The following is an 18,283-nucleotide window of genomic DNA, read 5'->3' as shown; positions in this document are numbered from 1 at the left end:
GGGCGGGCGCCTCGGCGGGCTTCCGATGGGGCAGAGGGGCGTCCCCGGCGTTCAGCGGGCGACAGCCCGCACGCACTCGCCCACCAAGGCCGGGCCACGGTAGATCAGGCCGGTATAGAGCTGCACCGCGTCGGCGCCAGCCTGCATCTTTTCCTTGGCCTGCCGGCCCGACAGCACGCCGCCCACCCCGATGATCGCCAGGCTGTCGCCCAGGCGCTCCTTGAGCCGGCGGATTACCGCCAGCGACAGCTCATGCACCGGCGCGCCGGAAAGGCCGCCCGCTTCCTCGGCGTGCGCCATGCCGGCGACGGCATCGCGCGACAGGGTCGTGTTGGTGGCGATGACGCCGTCGATGCCATGGCGCGGCAGCGCGTCGGCAATGGCGTCGATCTGTTCCGTGGTCAGGTCGGGGGCGATCTTCACCGCCATCGGCACGCGGCGCTGGTGCTGGTCTTCCAGCGCGCGGCGCTTGTCCGCCAGTTGCGCCAGCAGGGCCGACAGTTCGTCGCCGCCTTGCAGCGCGCGCAGGTTCTTGGTGTTGGGCGACGAGATGTTCACCGTGACGTAGTCGGCATGCGGGTACACGCCGGCCAGGCCGATCAGGTAATCGTCGGCGGCCCGTTCGATCGGGGTGTCGGCGTTCTTGCCGATGTTCAGGCCCAGGATGCCGCCCTGCTTGCGCCACTGGCTGCGCTGCACGTTGGCCAGGAATGCGTCCAGCCCCTGGTTGTTGAAACCCAGGCGGTTGATCAGCGCGTTGGCGCGCGGCAGCCGGAACATGCGTGGCTTGGGATTGCCCGGCTGCGCCCGCGGCGTCACCGTGCCGACCTCGACGAAACCGAATCCCAGGTTGCCGAGCGCATCGATATAGGCGCCGTTCTTGTCCAGTCCCGCCGCCAGCCCGATGGGGTTGGCCAACTGCATGCCCATCAGGGTGCAGGGCGCCTTGGGCTGCGCGTGCAGCAGCTTGCGCGTGGCGCCGCATTCGTAGGCCCGCTGCAGTCCCGACAGGGTGACTTCGTGGGCGGTTTCCGCGTCCATGGCGAACAGCGCCGGGCGGGCCAGGGGATAGGCGTGGAAGAGGATCGACATGGAGCGGGATTGTAAAGCGTCTTTGGCCGGCCCTGCGGGCCAGGCGCGGCGGCGGATCAGGCCTTGGGGCCGGACGCGGCGGGCGCGGGCCGGTCGCCCCAGGCGCCGTCGACCAGGTACTGGGCGGGATGGAAGCTGGCCTTGTACGACATTTTCTGGCTGTCGGCGATCCAGTAGCCCAGGTAGAGCCAGGGCAGGTTGAGCGTGCGGCATTGCTCGATCTGCCAGAGGATGCTGTAGGTGCCCAGGCTGCCCGCGACGTCCGGGTCGTAGAAGGTGTAGACGGACGACAGGCCGTCGTCGAGCACGTCGATGATCGAGACCATCATCAGTACGCCGGCGGGGTCGCGGAACTCCACCAGGCGGGTGTTGACGCGGCTGGTCAGCAGGAACTGCGCGTACTGGGTGCGGCTGTCCTCATCCATGCCGCCGCCCGGATGGCGGCCCTGCTGGTAGCGGGTATAGAGCCGGTAGTGCTCCGGCGACCAGGCCAATTCGGCCACGAACGATTGCAGGTCGCGATGGTCGCGCCAGGCGCGGCGCTGGCTGCGGTTGGGCGCGAAGCTGGCGGTGTCGACCCGCACCGGCACACAGGCGTGGCAGTTGTCACAATGCGGGCGGTAAGTGAACAGGCCGCTGCGGCGAAAGCCCTGCTCGACCAGTTGCGAATAGGTGCCCGCGTTGATCAGGTGGCCGGGCGCGGCAACCTGCGACCGCGCCTGGCGTCCCGGCAGATAGCTGCAAGGGTAGGGAGCGGTCGCGTAGAACTGCAGCGTGGAGAAAGGTAATTCTTTGAGCTGGCTCATGTGGAATCCCGGCGTCCGGCGCCAAGTCCGTGACGGGGACCACTACATATTAACGCCTAACCCGGCTGGTGATGTGGGGGAGGGCGGCGCGCGGCGCCACCCGGCGGGAAGGCCGTCAGGCCGGGGCGCCCGGCGCCAGGGGCAGCAGCCGCCCTCCGCTGTCCAGCCGTCCCGGACCCCAGGTGAGCGGCGGTTGCACGGTGGCGGCGCGTATGTGCTCCAGGAAGCGCGAGCGCGGCACCGGCCGCGCGCCCAGGCTGGCAAGGTGACGGGTCTGCTGCTGGCAATCAATCCACTGCACGCCCTGCGCGCTGACGTAGCGCACCAGGTAGGCCAGCGCGATCTTGGAGGCATTGGGCACGCGCGTGAACATCGATTCGCCGAAGAACATGCGGCCCAGGTTGATGCCATACAGGCCGCCGGCCAGTTCGCCGTCGATCCAGGTCTCGATGCTGTGGACGTAGCCGGCCTCGTGCCACGCTTGATAGGCCTGCCGCATCGCGGCGGTGATCCAGGTGCCCGGCTGGCCGTCGCGCGGCGCGGCGCATTGCGCCATCACCGCCGTGAAGGCTGTGTCGACTCGCACCTCGATGCGCGGCGCGGCCTCATGTTCGTGGCTGGCGATCTGCCGCAGCAGCTTGCGCAGCGAGTGCGACGGCGCGAAGTCCTGGCAGGCCAGCACCATGCGCGGGTCCGGGCTCCACCACAGGATCGGCTCGCCCTCGGAATACCAGGGGAAGATGCCGTTGGAATAGGCCTGGATCAGGCGCGGCGTGGACAGGTCGGCGCCGGCCGCCAGCAGGCCGTCCGGATCCGTCAGGGCGAACTCCGCCGGCGGGAATGGCGTATCGGCGGCAAGCCAGGGCAGCTTCAACGGTGCGATTCTAGGGTGTAGTGGTGAGGGCCGAACGTGCCGCGCTTGCGGTCCTCGAAATAGCGTTGCAACGTGGTCGCCACGGTGCGGAACGCCAGGTCGTCCCAGGGAATGTCGGCCTCGTCGTAGAAGCGGGCTTCCAGGCTTTCCGGGCCGGGATCCAGCTCGGGGCCCAGCACCTCGGCCAGATAGAAGACGTGCACCTGCTCGATCTGCGGCACGTCAATGATGGTGTAGATCTCGCCCAGACGGATGCGCGCGCCGGATTCCTCCAGCGTTTCACGGCCCGCGCCTTGCGCGGTGCTCTCGCCCAGTTCCATGAAGCCGGCCGGCAGCGTCCAGGTGTTGTAGCGCGGTTCGATCGCGCGCCGGCACAGCAGCACGCGATTGTCCAGCACCGGCACCGTGCCCACCACCAGGCGCGGGTTCTGGTAGTGGATCGCGCCGCAGTGGTCGCAGATGTCGCGTTCGCGGTTGTCGCCCTCCGGCACCCGGCGGTTCACGGGCGAGCCACACTGGCTGCAGAAGTTCGCGCGGCGCGGCGCGGGGAAGTATTCGAGGGGCGATTTGGCGGTCATGGCTACGATTCTAACGGCTGCGGCGCCGGCTGGCGCGCCGGGCTGGCGCGCCGGGCGGGCGCCATGGGGGCGGGGCTGCCGAAGCGCTCTTCCAGGTGCTCGACGAACGAGCGCACCTTGGGCGACAGGAAGCGCCGGTGCGGATAGGCGGCGTACATGGAAATCGGGGTGTGGGCATAGTCCTGCAACAGGGCCGTCAGGCGGCCGCTGCGCACGTCCTCGCCCACCAGGAACTCCGGCTGCAGGATTACGCCGTGCCCGGCCAGCGCGGCGGTGCGCAGCACATCGCCGTTGTTGGCGCGCAGGGCGGCATTGACCCGCACCAGATGGATGATGCCGTCCTTCTCGAAATGCCATTCATTGCCGGTGCTGGCATAGGCGTAGTGCAGGCAGCGGTGCTGCTTCAGGTCTTCGGGCGTGCGCGGCACGCCGTGGCGTTCCAGATAGGCCGGCGCCGCGCACACGAGCAGTTGCTGCGGCGCCAGCGGCCGGGCCACCAGCGAGGAATCCTGCAGCGGTCCGATACGCACCGCCACGTCATAGCCGTCTTCCACCAGGTCGACCACGCGGTCGTTCAGGTCCAGGTCAATGGTTACGTCCGGATAACGCAGCAGGTATTCGGCGATGGCCGGGCCCAGGTGCAGGATGCCGAACGACACCGGCGCGCTGACGCGCAGGCGGCCGCTGGGCGCCTGGCCCTCGGCCTGCAGCGACAGTTCCAGGTCGGCCACTTCGGCCAGGATCGGCCGCACCCGCTCGTAGAAGGCGCGGCCGGCGTCGGTCATGCTGAGCTTGCGGGTGGTGCGGTTGAGCAGCCGCACGCCGTACTTTTCTTCCAGAAAGGCGATCTGCCGCGTGACCACGGAGCGGGCCTGGCCCATCTTGTCCGCGGCGGCGGCGAACGAGCCCAATTCCACGACCCGGGCGTAGGTCTGCATGGCGGTGTGGGTATCCATGATTATTTCCCAAAGGGGAACAATAAGTTGCGATTTTGCATGTTTATCTTTGTTTTTGGAATCGCAAGAATAGCGGCCATGAAGAATCTTCCCGTCCTGGGCGATTCGCTCACGGAGAATGCAATGATCGATACCCGTACCGCGCCGTATGCCGCGCTCCTGCTCCGCATCGCGCTTGGCGTGATGTTCCTGGCCCATGGCCTGACCAAACTGCTGGTGTTCACGCTGCCCGGCACCGCACAGTTCTTCGCCAAGATTGGCTTTGCCGGCTGGCTGGCGTATCCGGTGACCTTCTTTGAGATCGGCGCCGGCGTGTTGCTGATCCTGGGCGTATGGCCGCGCTGGATCGCCGTGATCGCCGCCGTGCAGTTGTTCGTGGCATCCACGGTCCACTTCGGCAATGGCTGGGGGTTCAGCAATCCGGGCGGCGGCTGGGAATACCCGATTTTCCTGGCGGTGGCGGCCGCGGCGCTGGCGTTGCTGGGCGATGGCAAGTACGCGCTGCTCAAGAGCGGTCGCGGCGGCTGACCGTCCCGCGCATCAAACTGTCTACTGGATTGGACGTCGTCCTCGAGGCGGCCGGCACCTAGAATGGGCCGGCCGCCTCGGCTTTTCTGGAGCTTCCATGTCGTTCATCACGCGTATTCTCGGTGCCGCGCTGTTCGCCGCCGCCCTGTCGCCGGCCGTGCAGGCCTCGCCCGAGCAGGAGGCCGCCAACAAGGCGGCCGTGCTCGCCTTCTATGAAAAGGGCCTGAACCAGAAAGACGCGGATGCGGCCTTGCAATACCTGGGCGACCGCTACATCCAGCACAATCCCAACGCCGCTGACGGACCCGAGGGGTTCCGCAAATTCGTCGCGTTCCTGCGCGACAAATATCCGCAGTCGAAAAGTGAGATCAAGCGCGTCTTCACCGATGGCGACTATGTGATCCTGCATGTGCACGCCATGCGCGAGCCGGGCTCGCGCGGCAATGCCATCATCGACATCTTCCGGTTGGAGCGGGGCAAGATCGTCGAGCATTGGGACGCGGTGCAACCGATTCCCGAGCAATCGGCCAACGGCAACGGCATGTTCTGACCCGGGGTGGCCTGCGTGGCCTGTCGCCGGGGCGTGACGCGCCGGGGTGGAGTGGAATCAGGCGGTGGGGTTGGCCTGGAAGCCCAAGGCGCCGGGCACCTGGGCGCGAACGATCAGGCGCAGCGGCGCCGCATCGTAGACGTGCGGCAGCGCGATGCGTAGCGACTGCGCAGGCGCCAGGCGATCGACGACGTCCAGCAGGGCGGCGCCTTCGTCCGTGACAAGCCGTTCCATCAGCGCCGCGAGATCGCGGTCCAGCACGATGCCCGGGCCCCGGTCCGTCATGGCGTACAACTGTCCGGCGTCGTCCAGCCACCAGCCGGTGACGGTGGCCACCGGCATGTCGGTGTGGGTGCGCAGCGAGCGGCCGTCGTCGTCCAGCCGCAGCACATAGGGCGCCGCGTCCAGCCGCAGGAAAACGCGTTGCGGGCCGTTCTGGAAAAACCAGCGACCCGTGTCGTCATGTTCGTAGTTGCGGTTGATGAAGCCCAGGATCTGGGGATTGGTGATGGATTCGCCGGCGCCGCCTCGCGCGGCCTGTCCTTGCGGATGCAGGCGCCAGCGGCCGCGCGGATCCAGCGACAGCCAGCCAAACACCGCCGGCACGTCGGGCCAGCGGGCGATGGCGTCTTTCACCGAGGGATCCATGGTCAGGGGCGGATGATGATGGGCGGCGGGTTGATGACGATGGCGGGAGCGGGCATCGCCGGCACCAGCACGGGCTGCGGGGCATAGCCGTAGCGGTAGTCATCGCGGCATTTGCGCTTTTCGCGATAGTCGCCGTTGCGCTTCCATTTGCGCTCGACTTCACAGGCGCCATCCCAGTACTTTTCCTTGTACTCGCCGCGGCCATGGCCGTGGCCATGGCGATGATGATGGCGGTCGGAGTCGGCCTCTGCGGCCAGCGGCGCCAGCGTCATCAGCGTGGCGGCGGACAGGGCGAGCAGGGTGGGGCGGACGCGGCGCGGTGCGTGATGGTTGTGCATGGGATCGTCGTCAAATGAAAACGGCGTCACCTTAACAATCAATCGATTGACCGGGCGTAGGGATGGGTAACGAGATGCAGGGGGAAGAAATACTGGAGGCGCAAGCCGGAATCGAACCGACGTACACGGATTTGCAATCCGCTGCATAACCACTCTGCCATTGCGCCAGTACTGCAAGAAAAAAGGAAGCTCGGTATAGGCCGGTGCTTCCTTTTTGTATTTGGAGCGGGAAACGAGTCATGCACTAGAGCGCTAAGTCTCTGTTTCCCAATCACTTTCTCCACTGTGGTGATCAGCGAAGAACTCAATTATAGCCTTGTTTTTCGCCCTCGGCAACAAAGTTCATCCAACCACTTCCACCAGCGTCCAAGGATGATCCATCCACCCGTCGTTACGCCTGATGCGTCCAGCTGCTGAGCGGGTTCGCTATCGAACTCCAACTTGCGACGATCATGACTTGCGCTCGCTCCGCAGGCAGCGCGGGGTGGTGTCGCGTGGACTACCTGGCACCTGGACGGCTGTAGGACACAACCGCCGGCATCGGAACACCGCAAGTACTCATCTTTACATCGCTGCGGCTAACTTCGCCGGAGCGCAACGCGGCGCCAGTGTAGTGGCAGCCAGCCTCAACGAAGGCGTGCAGCAATCCGGTTCATCTGCTCGATCTCCGCGCGCTGGCCATCGGAAATCGCTTGGCATAGGTTGACGAGTTCCGGATCTGAGAGCTGCGCCTCGCGGCACATGAGGATCGCTCCCGAATGGTGCGGGACCATAGACGCGATGAACTGTCGATCGCCGATTCCGGTTTGAGCACGGGTAGCGGCAAAAGAACCGAGTGTGAGAACGGCAAACAAGCCGTACAGCACGAGATTGAGCCGCCGGTTTGGAAACATGCCGGGCATTGTCGCTAGCATGAAGATGCCCATTGGCGCCCACATAGTGACCGCCATGTAGAGCATGTTGAGATTGTTTCTGAAGTCCCTGGCGCCGTCGATCATGCTGAACATTACGAAGTACATGACGACGAGGCCCAACACCATGTTCACCCAGAACTTGGCGTATGGTCGGCCGTGCTTACCCATCTGACCGGATGTGTGATGTTGATGTTCATGGGAATGTTCAGCCATCTCCGTCTCCTATGTGCTGGGGCAACCTGGCAGGGTCACTGGTACTGCGGCAGATACTTTGTCGATATATCAGCATGTGGAGCGATGCATCACTAACCGCTGATTTCCAGTCCCCAACTGGACGTAGGGGCGTCGAACGCTTCAACTCGCTGGTCTTGAACCGTCTGGATATCAGACCATACCAAATCGGTCTTGATGGGCTTTGCGCCACCTATGACGCTGGTACCGTGAGCGCCAATATCGAGCTTGCGTCCTCATCGCTCGATGGGCCGGCAACTGATCGATTCTTGCATATCAAGCAAGACAAGGCCACCTGCGGCGGACGCCAATGGCCTCCTCCGCCTTCGCTTAGGGCATCGCCTCAAGCGTCCGTCGCAGGCCATAACGACACAACAGCCCTTGGGCAAGAAAGGAGCCGGTGATGTAGCGCACCCGAAAGGAGACGAAGACATGCACAAGGACATTTCAACATCAAAGGTGTTCTATCGTCCCATCGAGGCGGCCATCCGATGGGCTGGGTTGCTGCGGTATCTCCCGATGATCCTGGCCACGATCGCGTCACCGCGTGTCCTGCCTCGGTCGCTGAACTGCCCTCGATGGAATGAGTGCCGGCTGCACTCGGAACGTATCTATGACGGCATCCTCAACGGAGAGCTGCCCTACGGCAAGAACGGGATCACGCTCAATGATCCGAACCTGCTCAATTCTCTGGATCTGACTGTTCGCCATGTCGATCTAAAACGCTGGATGCGCACCCACTATCCCGAGCACCGGCCAGGATTTCTGTTCAGCCGTGGCGAACGCATGGCGCATCCTTTCATCACCATGGAAACAGGACAGGCGATCCTCGTGGAGCGGCTGGCCCTTCAGGCCGCGCTTGAACAAGCCCGACGTGAGATGCGAGAACTGCAGGAGCAGCACGACACGCTACTCAAGCAATCCTCGGTGCTGTTGGCATCCAAGCAATGCGAGATCAGCGAACGGGCGGAAACGACCTATCTCAACATCATTGGAGGGATGTTGACGCTGATGCTGAGCCAGTCGCCTTCAGGCGTGCCCTATTCCAGCTTCAAAACGCAGGAGGCCCTTGTCTCTGCATTGGTCGCCCACTACGGCGGCACCATGGGCATCACTGAGCGCACCTTAAACGGAAAGTTCGCCAACGCTAAGAGGTACGTTCGTAGCGCAAGCGCATGAGGTTATCCAGCTTGTATGTGCAATCGCGGAGATTGCATTTGCAATGTCTTTCCGCAGCCAGGTCTATTGAATAGAGGTCACGCCAACAAACGCCGCCGAGCGTTCAGGAGTGACCGCCATGTCGCAGACCCCTGTACTCCCGCCGAACGAGCGCCGCATCCTGCGGCTCGATGAAGTCGAAGCGAAGTCCGGCTTCAAACGCGCCCACATCTACAACCTGATGAAGAAGCGCCAGTTCCCTCAGGCGCTGCGCCTGGGCGTGCGCGCTGTCGGCTGGGATTCGATCGAAATCGACCAGTGGATCGCCGAGCGCCTCAACCACCGGACCTGACCCGCTCTCCCGCGGACTTCCCATTCCCAGCCGGAGAGCGCCATGCAGGTCGTGTCCATCATTTCAACGAAGGGCGGCGTCGGCAAGACCACGACGGCCGCCAACCTGGGCGGGCTCGCCGCGGACGCGGGCCTGCGCGTGCTGCTGCTCGATCTCGACGTGCAGCCCACCTTGTCCTCCTACTACGAACTGACCCAGCGCGCGCCGGGCGGCATCTATGAGCTGTTGGCCTTCAACGAGCGCGACCTTGGCCAGCTCGTGTCCCGCACGATCATCGCGGGCCTGGACCTGGTGCTGTCCGACGACCACCGGGGCGAGCTGAACACGTTGTTGCTGCATGCGCCGGATGGCCGCCTGCGGTTGCGGCATCTGCTGCCAGCACTTGCTCCCCTCTACGACCTGGTGCTGATCGACACCCAGGGCGCGCGTTCCGTGCTGCTGGAGATGGCGGTGCTCGCCTCCGATCTCGCGCTGTCGCCCGTCACGCCGGAGATCCTCGCGGCACGCGAGCTGCGGCGCGGCACCATGCAGTTGCTCGAAGACATTGCGCCGTACCGGCACCTGGGCATCGAACCGCCGCCGCTGCACTTGCTCATCAACCGCGTCCACCCGGTGTCCGCCAACGCACGGCTGATCCAGCAGGCCTTGCGCGACCTGTTCCAGGACAGCGCCGGCATCCGCGTGCTCGCCACCGACGTGCCGGCCATAGAAGCGTATCCACGTGCCGCAACGCGCGGCCTGCCGGTGCATCGGGTCGAGCACCGCCAGCCGCCCGGCAGAGTCGCCCCTGCCGCGCTCGACACGATGCGCGCGCTCGCCAGCGAGTTGTTCCCGCAATGGCAGGACCGACTGGCTCAAGTATCCGGCCGCCCGCAGCGACCTCTTGATCCTGGGAGGCCCCATGGCGAACGCACATGAGCTGGCCCGCGGCCACAAGCGGCTGCGCGCCCTGATCGAGTTCGCGGTCGGTGAGGGCTGGCACGTCAAGCGCACGCCGGGCGGGCACCTCAAGTTCACCAAGGCCGGCTGCGCGGCGATCTACACGAGTTCGACAGCGAGTGACCACCGGGCCGAATTGAACGCCCGTGCGCAGATCCGCCGCGCCGAGCGAGAGGCCCGCATGGCGCCGGCCGGCGGTCGTGGGGACTGCGAGGGGTGCGGCCATGGCTGACATGACCTCGCAGGACATGGCAGGCAAGCTGCTCGCGGCCGGCTTCGAGCGCAGCGGCCCAGCGGCTACGGCCTTGAGCGACCCGATCGCGGACACGCCCATGGTCGTGACGCTGGACCAGTTGCGGCCCTACGACCATGACCCGCGCATGAAGCGCAACCCGGCTTACGAGGAAATCAAGGCATCCATCCGCGAGCGCGGCCTGGACGCGGCGCCGGCCATCACGCGCAGGCCCGGCGAGGACCACTACATCATCCGCAACGGCGGCAACACGCGACTGGCGATCCTGCGCGAACTCTGGTCGGAGACCAAGGAAGAACGCTTCTTCCGCATATCGTGCCTGTTCCGACCATGGCCGGAGCGCGGTGAAATCGTCGCGCTGACCGGGCATCTTGCCGAGAACGAACTGCGCGGCGGCCTCACGTTCATCGAGCGCGCGCTCGGCGTCGAGAAAGCACGGGAGTTCTACGAGCAGGAGAGCGGCGCCGCCCTGAGCCAGTCGGAACTGGCCCGCCGCCTGGCGGCCGATGGCTTCCCCGTCCAGCGGTCGCACATCACCCGCATGGCCGACGCGGTGCGCTACCTGCTGCCCGCCATTCCCACTGTGCTCTATGGCGGCCTGGGGCGCCACCAGGTCGAGCGGCTGTCGGTCATGCGCACGGCCTGCAAACGCACCTGGGAGCACTACGCCAAGGACCGTTCGCTGCCGCTGGACTTCGACAGTTTCTTTCAGGAGGTGCTGGCGCAGTTCGACACGCAGGGCGACGAGTTCGCGCCGCAGCGCGTGCAAGACGAGCTGATCGGCCAGATGTCCGAGCTGCTGGGCATCGGCTACGACGTGCTGGCGCTGGACCTGACCGAATCGGAAAGCCGCCACCGGGCGCTGGTCAGTGACCCGACGCCACCTGCGGCGCAGCCGGCGTTGCCTTCGCCCACCGCCGGCACGCCGACTCCGCCGGGCGCAGCATCGTCCATCGCCACGCCTGCAGCGGCGGCCGGTCCTCCACCCGCCAGCCCTCCGGCGTCCGAGCCCACCTTGCGCCACGACGACACGGCGGTTGGCGAAGCGGCCACGGGAAGCCAGCCGGCCGCACCGGGCGATCTGCTTCGCGAGCACATCGTCTCGCCAGCACCGACGACAGAACGGCTCCAATCGATCCAGCGCATGGTCGCCGACCAGTTGGGCGATGCGCTGCCGCCCGACTTCTCGGCGAGCGTGCTGCAGTCCATCCCGGTGCAAGCCGGCGGACTCTATCCGATCTCCGACGTCTGGTACATCGACGCCGGCCTGGACACGCCCGATCGGCTGCGCATCCACATCGCGCAGTTCGCGCGCGAGATCGCCGGGGAGGCAGACCTGGACGAGTGCATCGAGGATCGCGCCGATGGCATCGGGTTTGCGTGCCGCGCCCGCGGCCAAGCCCCGTCGCCGCTCGGCCGCGCGGTGCTGACGCTGCTCACTTCCCTGACGGGTCAGCCCGTCGCCGAAGCGGGCCTGGACGGCGCGCAGCTCGCCGCCGACCTGCCGACCCTGTTGCACGGCCAGAGCCAAGGCCATGGCAGCGGCGCAAGGCGCTTGAGCGACACGGCGTTGGTCAAGCTCTTTCGGCTGCTGCGCCTCGCCCGGCGTCTGCTGGACCTGGAAGCCGGCACCACGGCGCCCGGGACGTGAGCGAGGGAGGCCGCATGTCCACATCGCATCCGCTCAACCAGGCCGTGATTGCCCAGGCGCTGTATGACCTTCGCAACGGCCAACTGCGCCGCTGCAAGGCCATGGGCTTCGGCGAGGCCGAGCTGGATGCGCTCAAGCACCCCGCGCTGATCAGCGTGCTGGCCAACGCCAGCGTCTCGTGGTGCTCGGTCACGGTCAACCGCGAAGTGCTGCAGCGCCTGCTCAACCAGGCACAGGACGTGGAGAAGGAAATCGCCACGGTCGATCGCATGCTGCGGCTGGGGGCCAGCACGGAGATGGTCAGCCGCTTCTATGGCCTGACCCATCAGGAAGTCGCCCTGCGGCGGGAGATCCTCGGCCTGCCCAAGCGCAAGGGGCGCCACCCCGTCCTGGACGAGACCCAGGACACCGAACTGTGGCGGCAATGGAAAGCCGTGACCAGCAGCAGGAACGTCGATCTGGAGGACGAGACCTCGATTCTCGATGCGGCCATGGACCTGGCCGAGGGCATGTCGCTGCCGCTCTCGGTGGTCTGGGCCGCGATCAGGAACTGGGTCGATCAGGGATTGGGCTAGGCCATGGCCGTGGACGACACCGCCCCACGAGCCCAGCGCCCTGGCCCCATCGCACTCGCCGACCTGTTCGACGCTGCGCTGAAGGACCTCGCGCCCAAGTCCAGCTCTGGCGCTCCCGCGTCCCTGCCTGCTCCAACGCCCACGCCTCCTACGTCCGGCGACGCCTTCCTGTTCAGTGGCAATCGGCACGAGAGCGTGCCGCGGCGGCTGTTCCTCGACCGCCGCCTGACACCGCTGGAGCGCAACGCCTGGCAGGTGTTCCGATTGATGCTCAACGACGATGGCGTCACGGCATTTCCCACCTATGAGCAGTTGCGCCCCTGGCTGGCGTCGATGCCCTGCGCAGGCCAGGCCTCCCATGAGACCGTGGCGCGGGCGCTGACGCTGCTGCGCCTGACGCGCTGGCTGAGCCTCGTGCGACGACGGCGCGACCCCAAGACCGGTCGCATCCTCGGCAACCTCTACGTCCTGCACGACGAACCGCTGACGCCGTTCGAGGCGATGCAACTCGACGCCGACTACCTGGCCCTGGTCAGCCAGTCGCTGGGGCATTCGGCCAAGGCCGTCCAGGTGGTGGGACTCAACACCCTCCAGGAGATCGCGGACGACCCGATGCTGTCCGGACGCACCTTGCCGTCGCGGCTGCAAGTGCTCGCCGAGCGCCTGGCCGACCAGGGCATCACCGCCTCCGAAAGTTATCCACAGGAGGATGCGGTCCACGATTCCGAAGAAGGGCCCGCGAGCCTTCTTCGGAATGGCGATCGCCCATCTTCGGAATCCGAAGCAGGGCCGAAACCCGCGCCAGACGGCGCTCTTCGGAATCCGAAGCAGGACCGTACAGTACGTAGTAGTCGTATTGATGAAGTACGTACTACCGCGCAGGCGCGTGCGCTGGGCGACCTGCAATGGCCCAAGCGCTTCGCGGAACTGAAGGCGGAACAGCAGGCCGGAGCCAAGATGGCGTTGCAGCAGGTGGACGCTGCCCTGCGGCAGGCCGTGCTGGACGAATGGGCCGCACGGTGCGGCAAGCATGGCATCCGCAACCCCGCCGGTTATCTGTTCGGCATCATCCAGCGCGCCATGCGCGGCGAGTTCAATGCCTGGGCCAAGCAGACCGGCCCGGCACCGCCAACACCATCGGCGGCGCGAGCGCCACCAACCGAGCCGCCGCGCAACGTCGTGCCGCCCGAGGTGGCCCGGCAGCACATCGAGCGCCTGCGCGATCTGCTGCGCAAATCCTGAGCACAGGGCTTGTCAAAGCCGTGAAGTAGATCTCCATGGCGGTCGGCAGAAACGGTCCCCTGGGGACGGCTGTGCGGTGAAGCGCCGGGCGACGGCGCGACATGCTGCGCAAAACCTGAGTAGAGCGCATGCAAGACCATGAAGCAGACCTCCATGGCGCTCAACGGAACGGTCCCCTGGGGACGGCTGCGCGGCGAAGGATCGTGTCGAACGGCAGCGCGACGTGCGGTGCAGCACGCATACCGTCAACAACCGAGGACGGGAACGCCGATGTGAGTGCCCATCTGCGGAGCGGTCCCCAGGGGACCGTTGCGCGCTGCGCCGCCAGCGCGCACAGAACCGGGGGTCGGCTCATTTCGGTTTGTTGACTGACTGCCTTCCGCTGCATGCGGATGCTGGCGGCTCCCTGTCCACCAGCGAGCGATCACCATGGCAACCAGCAACGAACCATTGCAACTCAACCTCGGCTCCCTGCGCAGCGCGATGTCGCTGACGCTGCACACCCACCACGCCTCGCGCATCTGGCATGGCCGCGCCGCCGCCGAGGGGCGACCGGGCATCGTCGGCCTGAACGGCTACATCGCCGTCATGAACAAGATGAAGCGCGGCTCGGAGCAGGACGACCCATACAGCGACTGGTGGATGCTTCGCATCGAAGACAAGCTCGACCAGACCAGGACCACGCTGCAGACGCTGCGCGACCAGGTGGACCAGGCCCTGGCCGGCGTGCCCGCCGCGTTGACCCTGGGCGAGAACCTCAACGTGCAGCCCGTCAAGCTTCCGCTGTTCGTCAATGCGCAGTTGGGCTTTGCCGCCGTCTATCTCCTGGCCGACTACGACGACATCGCGCGCAAGCTGATCCTCGCCCACCACACCGCGCTGATCGATCGCTCGACGTTGGAGCGCTGGCTCAACGAAGGTGCCCACGCGCTGCGCAGCCTGTTCAGCCTGGCCCAGCAATACCGCTACTCGGGCTGCACCCGCGACGACTTCGCGGCCAAGAACGCCGCAGCTCGGGCAGCATTGGAGAAGTTCGGCGAACTGCCGCAGGACGTGCTCGAAGGCATGCGCCGCTCGAAGTTTGCGCCGCCCGTCGTGCGCCGTGGTCTGCAACAGCGTGGTGATAGCGCTGCCGCAGCCGCATCTCCCACCGACGAAGGCGCTGCCGCCGATTCGGCCGAGGCCAAGTCCACAGCCGCCGGCGAGGACGAACCGGCATGAGCGACCCGAACCGCGAACCGCGCTACTTCCGTCGTCTGGAACAGCCAGCCTTCATGCGGCTGGAACACGCGGCCTCTCTAAAAGGCCTTTTAAAGCCTTTTAAAGGTAAAGGGGACTTCGAGGCCTGGGCCAGCCAGTGCTTCGCCATGCGCGACGAGTTGATTGCCCTGGCGCAGCGACAGGTGCTGCCACAGGCGTGCGGGCATCCCTTCCACCTGCTTCCCGTCGAGCTGGCCCAGCAGACCACTGGCGCAGGCACGACCTTTCTTCGCTGGCGCAAGCACGATCGATCGGCCATGGGCGTGGCGTTGTGGCAGGAGCTGATGGCGAGCCCCAGCACGCCGGTCAACCTGCTGCACGACCTGCACGAGATCGAACTGCAGCGCGTCATGCTGAACATGCAGATCAGCCTGCTGCACACCCTGGGCAGGCAAGCACAGGAATGCGCCAGCAAGGCCGCGCAGGCGGACAACACCTACCTGCGCCGGCTCGCGTCCGTTCCTGCCGCAGTGCGCGATCGGTGATTGCGCCTGCCATCCGAGCACGCGCCCGAGCCCAACGAGGCACGGGTATTTCAACCACCACGGAGATTCCAACATGAGCACACAATTCATCGGCGAGGGCAACATCGGATCGCCTCCCGAGTACCGCGAATTCCCCAATGGCAACGACGATCCTCGCCGGTTGCTCCGGCTGAACGTGTACTTCGACAACCCCGTCCCCACCAAGGGCGGCGAGTTCGAGGACCGCGGCGGCTTCTGGGCGCCGGTGGAACTCTGGCACCACGACGCCGACCGCTGGCAGCAGCTCTACCAGAAGGGCATGCGGGTGCTGGTCGTCGGCCGCATGGAGCGCGACCCCTGGACGGACAACGAAGATCAGCCGCGTGAGACTTGGCAGGTCAACGCGCGCAGTGTCGGCATCCTGCCGTACCGCATCGAGTCTGTGGCCCTCAGCCCGAAGCCACAGGAGGCAGAGCCGAAGCCCCAGGCCACCCAGGAATCGACGGCGCCGAAAGAGACCAAGCGCAGGAAGTGATCGGGCATGGAGGGCGGCTGCCGCAGTGCTTCGCCGCCCTCCATGCGCTGCGAATTATCCCCAGGGGATAGCTCCACCAACGTCCACCGAGTTCCACGCGCGCTCCCGGAAATCGCGGCTCTCGGCCCGCACACTTCCGGCCACGCACCTTCCCCGCACTCGCCATTTCATCGGCGTGAAAGCGGTCGCTGCCGCATGCGGCTTGTTTGCTGCTGCCAGGGGCTGCGCTCGGCATCCTCGATCCCAGCAACTCCATGAACAACAGGAATCGGGATGGACGGATATGCGGCTGTTCTTGTGCGAGAAGCCCTCCCAGGGCAAAGACATTGGCCGGATTCTCGGCGCCACGCAGCGCGGTGAAGGCTGCCTCAACGGTTCCGGCGTCACGGTCACCTGGTGCATCGGCCATCTCGTGGAGGCGGCGCCGCCCGAGGCCTACGACGAGCAGCTCAAACGATGGTCCGTTGAGCAGTTGCCCATCATTCCCCAGCACTGGCGGGTCGAGGTCAAACCGAAGACCGCCACGCAATTCAAGGTCGTCAAGGCGCTCTTGGCGAAGGCGACTCACCTGGTTATCGCCACCGATGCCGACCGCGAGGGCGAATTGATCGCCCGCGAGATCGTGGAGCTTTGCGGCTACCGCGGCCCCATCGAACGCCTGTGGCTGTCGGCGCTCAACGATGCGTCCATTCGGGCGGCACTGGGCAAGCTGCGGCCTTCGGCCGAGACGCTTTCGATGTACCACTCGGCGCTGGCGCGCTCCCGTGCGGATTGGCTCGTGGGCATGAACCTGAGCCGGCTGTTCACGGTGCTGGGGCGACAGGCGGGTTACGACGGCGTGCTGTCGGTCGGCCGCGTACAGACCCCGACGCTCAAGCTCGTTGTGGACCGCGACCGCGAGATCGCGCGCTTCGTGTCCGTACCATACTGGGCCATCGCCGTGTCCCTGTTCGCAGGCGGTTCGACTTTCGCCGCGCAATGGGTTCCACCCGATGCGTGCACCGACGACGCAGGCCGCTGCCTGCGGCAGCCGGTCGCACAGCAGACCATGCAGCAGATCCGCGCTGCGGGCAGTGCCCACGTCGTGTCGGTGGAGACTGAGCGTGTCCGCGAAGGCCCGCCGCTGCCGTTCGACCTGGGCACCTTGCAGGAAGTGTGTTCCAAGCAGCTTGGGCTGGACGTGCAGGAAACCTTGGAGATTGCCCAAGCCCTGTACGAGACGCACAAGGCCACGACGTACCCCCGCTCGGACTCCGGCTACCTGCCCGAGAGCATGTTTGCCGAAGTGCCCACCGTTCTCGACAGCCTGCTCAAGACCGATCCCTCGCTGCGCTCGATCATGGGCCAGCTCGACCGCTCGCAGCGCTCGCGCGCCTGGAACGATGGCAAGGTCACGGCGCACCACGGCATCATCCCGACGCTCGAACCGGCGAAGCTCTCCGCCATGAGCGAGAAGGAACTGGCCGTGTACAGGCTCATCCGGTCGCATTACCTGGCGCAGTTCCTCCCTCACCACGAGTTCGACCGCACTGTGGCCAAGTTTTCGTGCGGGGGGCAGAACCTGGCGGCCACGGGCAAGCAGGTTGTCATCCCGGGTTGGCGCCAGGTGCTCGCCGAGCCGCAGGCCGAAGACGGTGATGGCGAGGGCGATACTGCGGTCCGCGCCCAGGTGCTGCCCGCGCTGCCGAAACTGTATGAGGGCCTGGCATGCCAGGTGGCCGACGTCGATCTCAAGGCACTCAAGACGCTGCCGCCCAAACCGTACACGCAAGGCGAGTTGGTCAAGTCCATGAAAGGCGTCGCCAAGCTGGTGTCCGATCCCCGCCTGAAGCAGAAGCTCAAGGATACGGTTGGCATCGGCACCGAAGCGACGCGGGCCAACATCATCGGCGGCCTGATCGCTCGCGGCTACCTCGTGAAGAAGGGGCGCGCCATCCGCGCCTCGGATGCGGCTTTCACTTTGATCGATGCCGTGCCTGCGGCGATTGCCGACCCTGGCACCACCGCCGTCTGGGAACAGGCGCTCGACATGATCGAGGCCGGACAGCTCACCCTGGACGTGTTCATCGGCAAGCAGGCCGCGTGGATTTCGCAGTTGATTGCGCAGTACGGCAGCGCCTCCCTGTCCATCAAGGTTCCCCAAGGGCCGGCATGCCCGCAGTGCGGCGCACCCACGCGCCAGCGCAGCGGCAAGAGCGGCCCGTTCTGGTCGTGCAGCCGCTACCCGGACTGCAAAGGCACGCTGCCAGTCGAATCCGGCAGCTCCAAGCGCGGCGCCTCGCGCCCGCGCCGTAGCGGCCGCAAAGGCTCCTGACCGCCCCCGTTCCCCGTGAGCCGTG

Annotated in this window: 21 protein-coding genes and 1 tRNA gene; 13 read left to right on the top strand and 9 right to left on the bottom strand. The window is 66.1% G+C overall.

The features are described from left to right. Window positions 1–51 precede the first annotated feature (51 nt). The 5 genes from HV742_RS07570 to HV742_RS07550 all read right to left on the bottom strand — a co-directional run bounded on the left by HV742_RS07570 (window position 52) and on the right by HV742_RS07550 (window position 4,306). Window positions 52–1,092 carry a quinone-dependent dihydroorotate dehydrogenase gene (locus HV742_RS07570; protein ID WP_054416527.1) on the bottom strand — a complete coding sequence of 347 codons (1,041 nt, stop codon included), beginning with the start codon at window positions 1,090–1,092 and terminating at the stop codon, window positions 52–54. 56 nt (window positions 1,093–1,148) lie between these two features. Further along, window positions 1,149–1,898 (bottom strand): arginyltransferase, encoded by a 750-nt coding sequence (locus HV742_RS07565; RefSeq protein ID WP_059269419.1) that lies wholly within the window; start codon window positions 1,896–1,898, stop codon window positions 1,149–1,151. Between the two features lie 115 nt (window positions 1,899–2,013). After that, window positions 2,014–2,772 (bottom strand): leucyl/phenylalanyl-tRNA--protein transferase, encoded by a 759-nt coding sequence (aat, locus tag HV742_RS07560; RefSeq protein ID WP_175144736.1) that lies wholly within the window; start codon window positions 2,770–2,772, stop codon window positions 2,014–2,016. Further along, the gene (locus HV742_RS07555) at window positions 2,769–3,350 is read right to left on the bottom strand and encodes an NUDIX hydrolase (protein ID WP_006393199.1); all 582 of its coding nucleotides are present in this window, start codon (window positions 3,348–3,350) and stop codon (window positions 2,769–2,771) included. The genes aat and HV742_RS07555 overlap by 4 nt, the downstream gene beginning before the upstream one ends. A 2-nt stretch (window positions 3,351–3,352) precedes the next feature. After that, window positions 3,353–4,306, bottom strand: a complete 954-nt coding sequence (locus HV742_RS07550) for a LysR family transcriptional regulator (protein WP_175144735.1) — start codon at window positions 4,304–4,306, stop codon at window positions 3,353–3,355. 123 nt (window positions 4,307–4,429) lie between these two features. Here HV742_RS07550 and HV742_RS07545 point away from each other — a divergent pair, with 123 nt between their 5' ends. Further along, window positions 4,430–4,834, top strand: a complete 405-nt coding sequence (locus HV742_RS07545) for a DoxX family protein (RefSeq protein WP_054416549.1) — start codon at window positions 4,430–4,432, stop codon at window positions 4,832–4,834. Between the two features lie 97 nt (window positions 4,835–4,931). Next, entirely contained in the window at window positions 4,932–5,384 is a 453-nt protein-coding gene (locus tag HV742_RS07540) for a nuclear transport factor 2 family protein (protein ID WP_175144734.1), read from the top strand. Window positions 5,385–5,441: 57 nt separating this feature from the next. Here the strand turns inward: HV742_RS07540 and HV742_RS07535 are convergent, their stop codons facing one another. The 4 genes from HV742_RS07535 to HV742_RS07520 all read right to left on the bottom strand — a co-directional run bounded on the left by HV742_RS07535 (window position 5,442) and on the right by HV742_RS07520 (window position 7,497). Further along, the gene (locus HV742_RS07535; protein ID WP_054416530.1) at window positions 5,442–6,032 is read right to left on the bottom strand and encodes a DUF2946 family protein; all 591 of its coding nucleotides are present in this window, start codon (window positions 6,030–6,032) and stop codon (window positions 5,442–5,444) included. A gap of 2 nt (window positions 6,033–6,034) precedes the next feature. Beyond that, window positions 6,035–6,370 (bottom strand): hypothetical protein, encoded by a 336-nt coding sequence (locus HV742_RS07530; protein ID WP_049077498.1) that lies wholly within the window; start codon window positions 6,368–6,370, stop codon window positions 6,035–6,037. A gap of 93 nt (window positions 6,371–6,463) precedes the next feature. Further along, window positions 6,464–6,537: transfer RNA gene (locus HV742_RS07525), tRNA-Cys, on the bottom strand. A gap of 459 nt (window positions 6,538–6,996) precedes the next feature. Continuing rightward, complete coding sequence (locus tag HV742_RS07520; RefSeq protein WP_003098996.1) at window positions 6,997–7,497, bottom strand: DUF305 domain-containing protein; 501 nt, start codon at window positions 7,495–7,497, stop codon at window positions 6,997–6,999. A gap of 450 nt (window positions 7,498–7,947) precedes the next feature. Between HV742_RS07520 and HV742_RS07515 the strand changes: the two genes are divergently transcribed. The 11 genes from HV742_RS07515 to HV742_RS07465 all read left to right on the top strand — a co-directional run bounded on the left by HV742_RS07515 (window position 7,948) and on the right by HV742_RS07465 (window position 18,258). Next, on the top strand, window positions 7,948–8,694 hold the full coding sequence (locus HV742_RS07515) for a hypothetical protein (RefSeq protein WP_003098991.1): 747 nt from the start codon (window positions 7,948–7,950) through the stop codon (window positions 8,692–8,694). Between the two features lie 118 nt (window positions 8,695–8,812). Then, a complete protein-coding gene (locus tag HV742_RS07510) occupies window positions 8,813–9,025 on the top strand; it encodes an AlpA family transcriptional regulator (RefSeq protein ID WP_003090093.1) in 213 nt (70 codons plus the stop codon). A gap of 42 nt (window positions 9,026–9,067) precedes the next feature. Next, window positions 9,068–9,943 (top strand): ParA family protein, encoded by an 876-nt coding sequence (locus HV742_RS07505; RefSeq protein ID WP_003098988.1) that lies wholly within the window; start codon window positions 9,068–9,070, stop codon window positions 9,941–9,943. Continuing rightward, window positions 9,927–10,196, top strand: coding sequence for a hypothetical protein (locus tag HV742_RS07500; RefSeq protein ID WP_003050422.1), 270 nt, complete (start codon window positions 9,927–9,929; stop codon window positions 10,194–10,196). Before HV742_RS07505 ends, HV742_RS07500 begins: the two co-directional genes overlap by 17 nt. Then, a complete protein-coding gene (locus HV742_RS07495) occupies window positions 10,189–11,868 on the top strand; it encodes a ParB family protein (protein WP_006226007.1) in 1,680 nt (559 codons plus the stop codon). Before HV742_RS07500 ends, HV742_RS07495 begins: the two co-directional genes overlap by 8 nt. Window positions 11,869–11,882: 14 nt before the next feature. Continuing rightward, a complete protein-coding gene (locus tag HV742_RS07490; protein WP_003090097.1) occupies window positions 11,883–12,443 on the top strand; it encodes a DUF2857 domain-containing protein in 561 nt (186 codons plus the stop codon). A gap of 3 nt (window positions 12,444–12,446) precedes the next feature. Beyond that, entirely contained in the window at window positions 12,447–13,685 is a 1,239-nt protein-coding gene (locus HV742_RS07485; RefSeq protein WP_006226008.1) for an STY4528 family pathogenicity island replication protein, read from the top strand. Window positions 13,686–14,114: 429 nt separating this feature from the next. After that, a complete protein-coding gene (locus HV742_RS07480; RefSeq protein WP_003098981.1) occupies window positions 14,115–14,906 on the top strand; it encodes a PFL_4669 family integrating conjugative element protein in 792 nt (263 codons plus the stop codon). Beyond that, the gene (locus HV742_RS07475) at window positions 14,903–15,430 is read left to right on the top strand and encodes a DUF3158 family protein (RefSeq protein ID WP_003098978.1); all 528 of its coding nucleotides are present in this window, start codon (window positions 14,903–14,905) and stop codon (window positions 15,428–15,430) included. Before HV742_RS07480 ends, HV742_RS07475 begins: the two co-directional genes overlap by 4 nt. Window positions 15,431–15,503: 73 nt before the next feature. After that, window positions 15,504–15,944, top strand: a complete 441-nt coding sequence (locus HV742_RS07470; RefSeq protein WP_003098976.1) for a single-stranded DNA-binding protein — start codon at window positions 15,504–15,506, stop codon at window positions 15,942–15,944. Window positions 15,945–16,227: 283 nt separating this feature from the next. Next, window positions 16,228–18,258 carry a DNA topoisomerase III gene (locus HV742_RS07465; protein WP_003116834.1) on the top strand — a complete coding sequence of 677 codons (2,031 nt, stop codon included), beginning with the start codon at window positions 16,228–16,230 and terminating at the stop codon, window positions 18,256–18,258. The last annotated feature ends 25 nt before the right edge of the window (window positions 18,259–18,283 follow it).

Origin of the sequence: Achromobacter ruhlandii, from assembly GCF_902859695.1 — a bacterium.
Lineage (GTDB): Bacteria > Pseudomonadota > Gammaproteobacteria > Burkholderiales > Burkholderiaceae_B > Achromobacter > Achromobacter ruhlandii.
The sequence above is the reverse complement of the archived record's forward strand: the minus strand, read 5'-3'. Positions and strand labels throughout refer to the sequence as shown.

Bases quoted from the DNA above. Each gene is read 5' to 3' on its own strand.
- HV742_RS07550 (WP_175144735.1), bottom strand. From the start codon at position 4,306: ATGGATACCCACACCGCCATGCAGACCTACGCCCGGGTCGTGGAATTG.
- HV742_RS07555 (WP_006393199.1), bottom strand. From the start codon at position 3,350: ATGACCGCCAAATCGCCCCTCGAATACTTCCCCGCGCCGCGCCGCGCG.
- HV742_RS07565 (WP_059269419.1), bottom strand. From the start codon at position 1,898: ATGAGCCAGCTCAAAGAATTACCTTTCTCCACGCTGCAGTTCTACGCG.
- HV742_RS07470 (WP_003098976.1), top strand. From the start codon at position 15,504: ATGAGCACACAATTCATCGGCGAGGGCAACATCGGATCGCCTCCCGAG.
- HV742_RS07495 (WP_006226007.1), top strand. From the start codon at position 10,189: ATGGCTGACATGACCTCGCAGGACATGGCAGGCAAGCTGCTCGCGGCC.
- HV742_RS07480 (WP_003098981.1), top strand. From the start codon at position 14,115: ATGGCAACCAGCAACGAACCATTGCAACTCAACCTCGGCTCCCTGCGC.
- HV742_RS07530 (WP_049077498.1), bottom strand. From the start codon at position 6,370: ATGCACAACCATCACGCACCGCGCCGCGTCCGCCCCACCCTGCTCGCC.
- HV742_RS07475 (WP_003098978.1), top strand. From the start codon at position 14,903: ATGAGCGACCCGAACCGCGAACCGCGCTACTTCCGTCGTCTGGAACAG.
- HV742_RS07545 (WP_054416549.1), top strand. From the start codon at position 4,430: ATGATCGATACCCGTACCGCGCCGTATGCCGCGCTCCTGCTCCGCATC.
- HV742_RS07520 (WP_003098996.1), bottom strand. From the start codon at position 7,497: ATGGCTGAACATTCCCATGAACATCAACATCACACATCCGGTCAGATG.
- HV742_RS07465 (WP_003116834.1), top strand. From the start codon at position 16,228: ATGCGGCTGTTCTTGTGCGAGAAGCCCTCCCAGGGCAAAGACATTGGC.
- HV742_RS07570 (WP_054416527.1), bottom strand. From the start codon at position 1,092: ATGTCGATCCTCTTCCACGCCTATCCCCTGGCCCGCCCGGCGCTGTTC.
- HV742_RS07515 (WP_003098991.1), top strand. From the start codon at position 7,948: ATGCACAAGGACATTTCAACATCAAAGGTGTTCTATCGTCCCATCGAG.
- HV742_RS07510 (WP_003090093.1), top strand. From the start codon at position 8,813: ATGTCGCAGACCCCTGTACTCCCGCCGAACGAGCGCCGCATCCTGCGG.
- HV742_RS07500 (WP_003050422.1), top strand. From the start codon at position 9,927: ATGGCGAACGCACATGAGCTGGCCCGCGGCCACAAGCGGCTGCGCGCC.
- HV742_RS07535 (WP_054416530.1), bottom strand. From the start codon at position 6,032: ATGGATCCCTCGGTGAAAGACGCCATCGCCCGCTGGCCCGACGTGCCG.
- HV742_RS07540 (WP_175144734.1), top strand. From the start codon at position 4,932: ATGTCGTTCATCACGCGTATTCTCGGTGCCGCGCTGTTCGCCGCCGCC.
- HV742_RS07490 (WP_003090097.1), top strand. From the start codon at position 11,883: ATGTCCACATCGCATCCGCTCAACCAGGCCGTGATTGCCCAGGCGCTG.
- HV742_RS07505 (WP_003098988.1), top strand. From the start codon at position 9,068: ATGCAGGTCGTGTCCATCATTTCAACGAAGGGCGGCGTCGGCAAGACC.
- HV742_RS07485 (WP_006226008.1), top strand. From the start codon at position 12,447: ATGGCCGTGGACGACACCGCCCCACGAGCCCAGCGCCCTGGCCCCATC.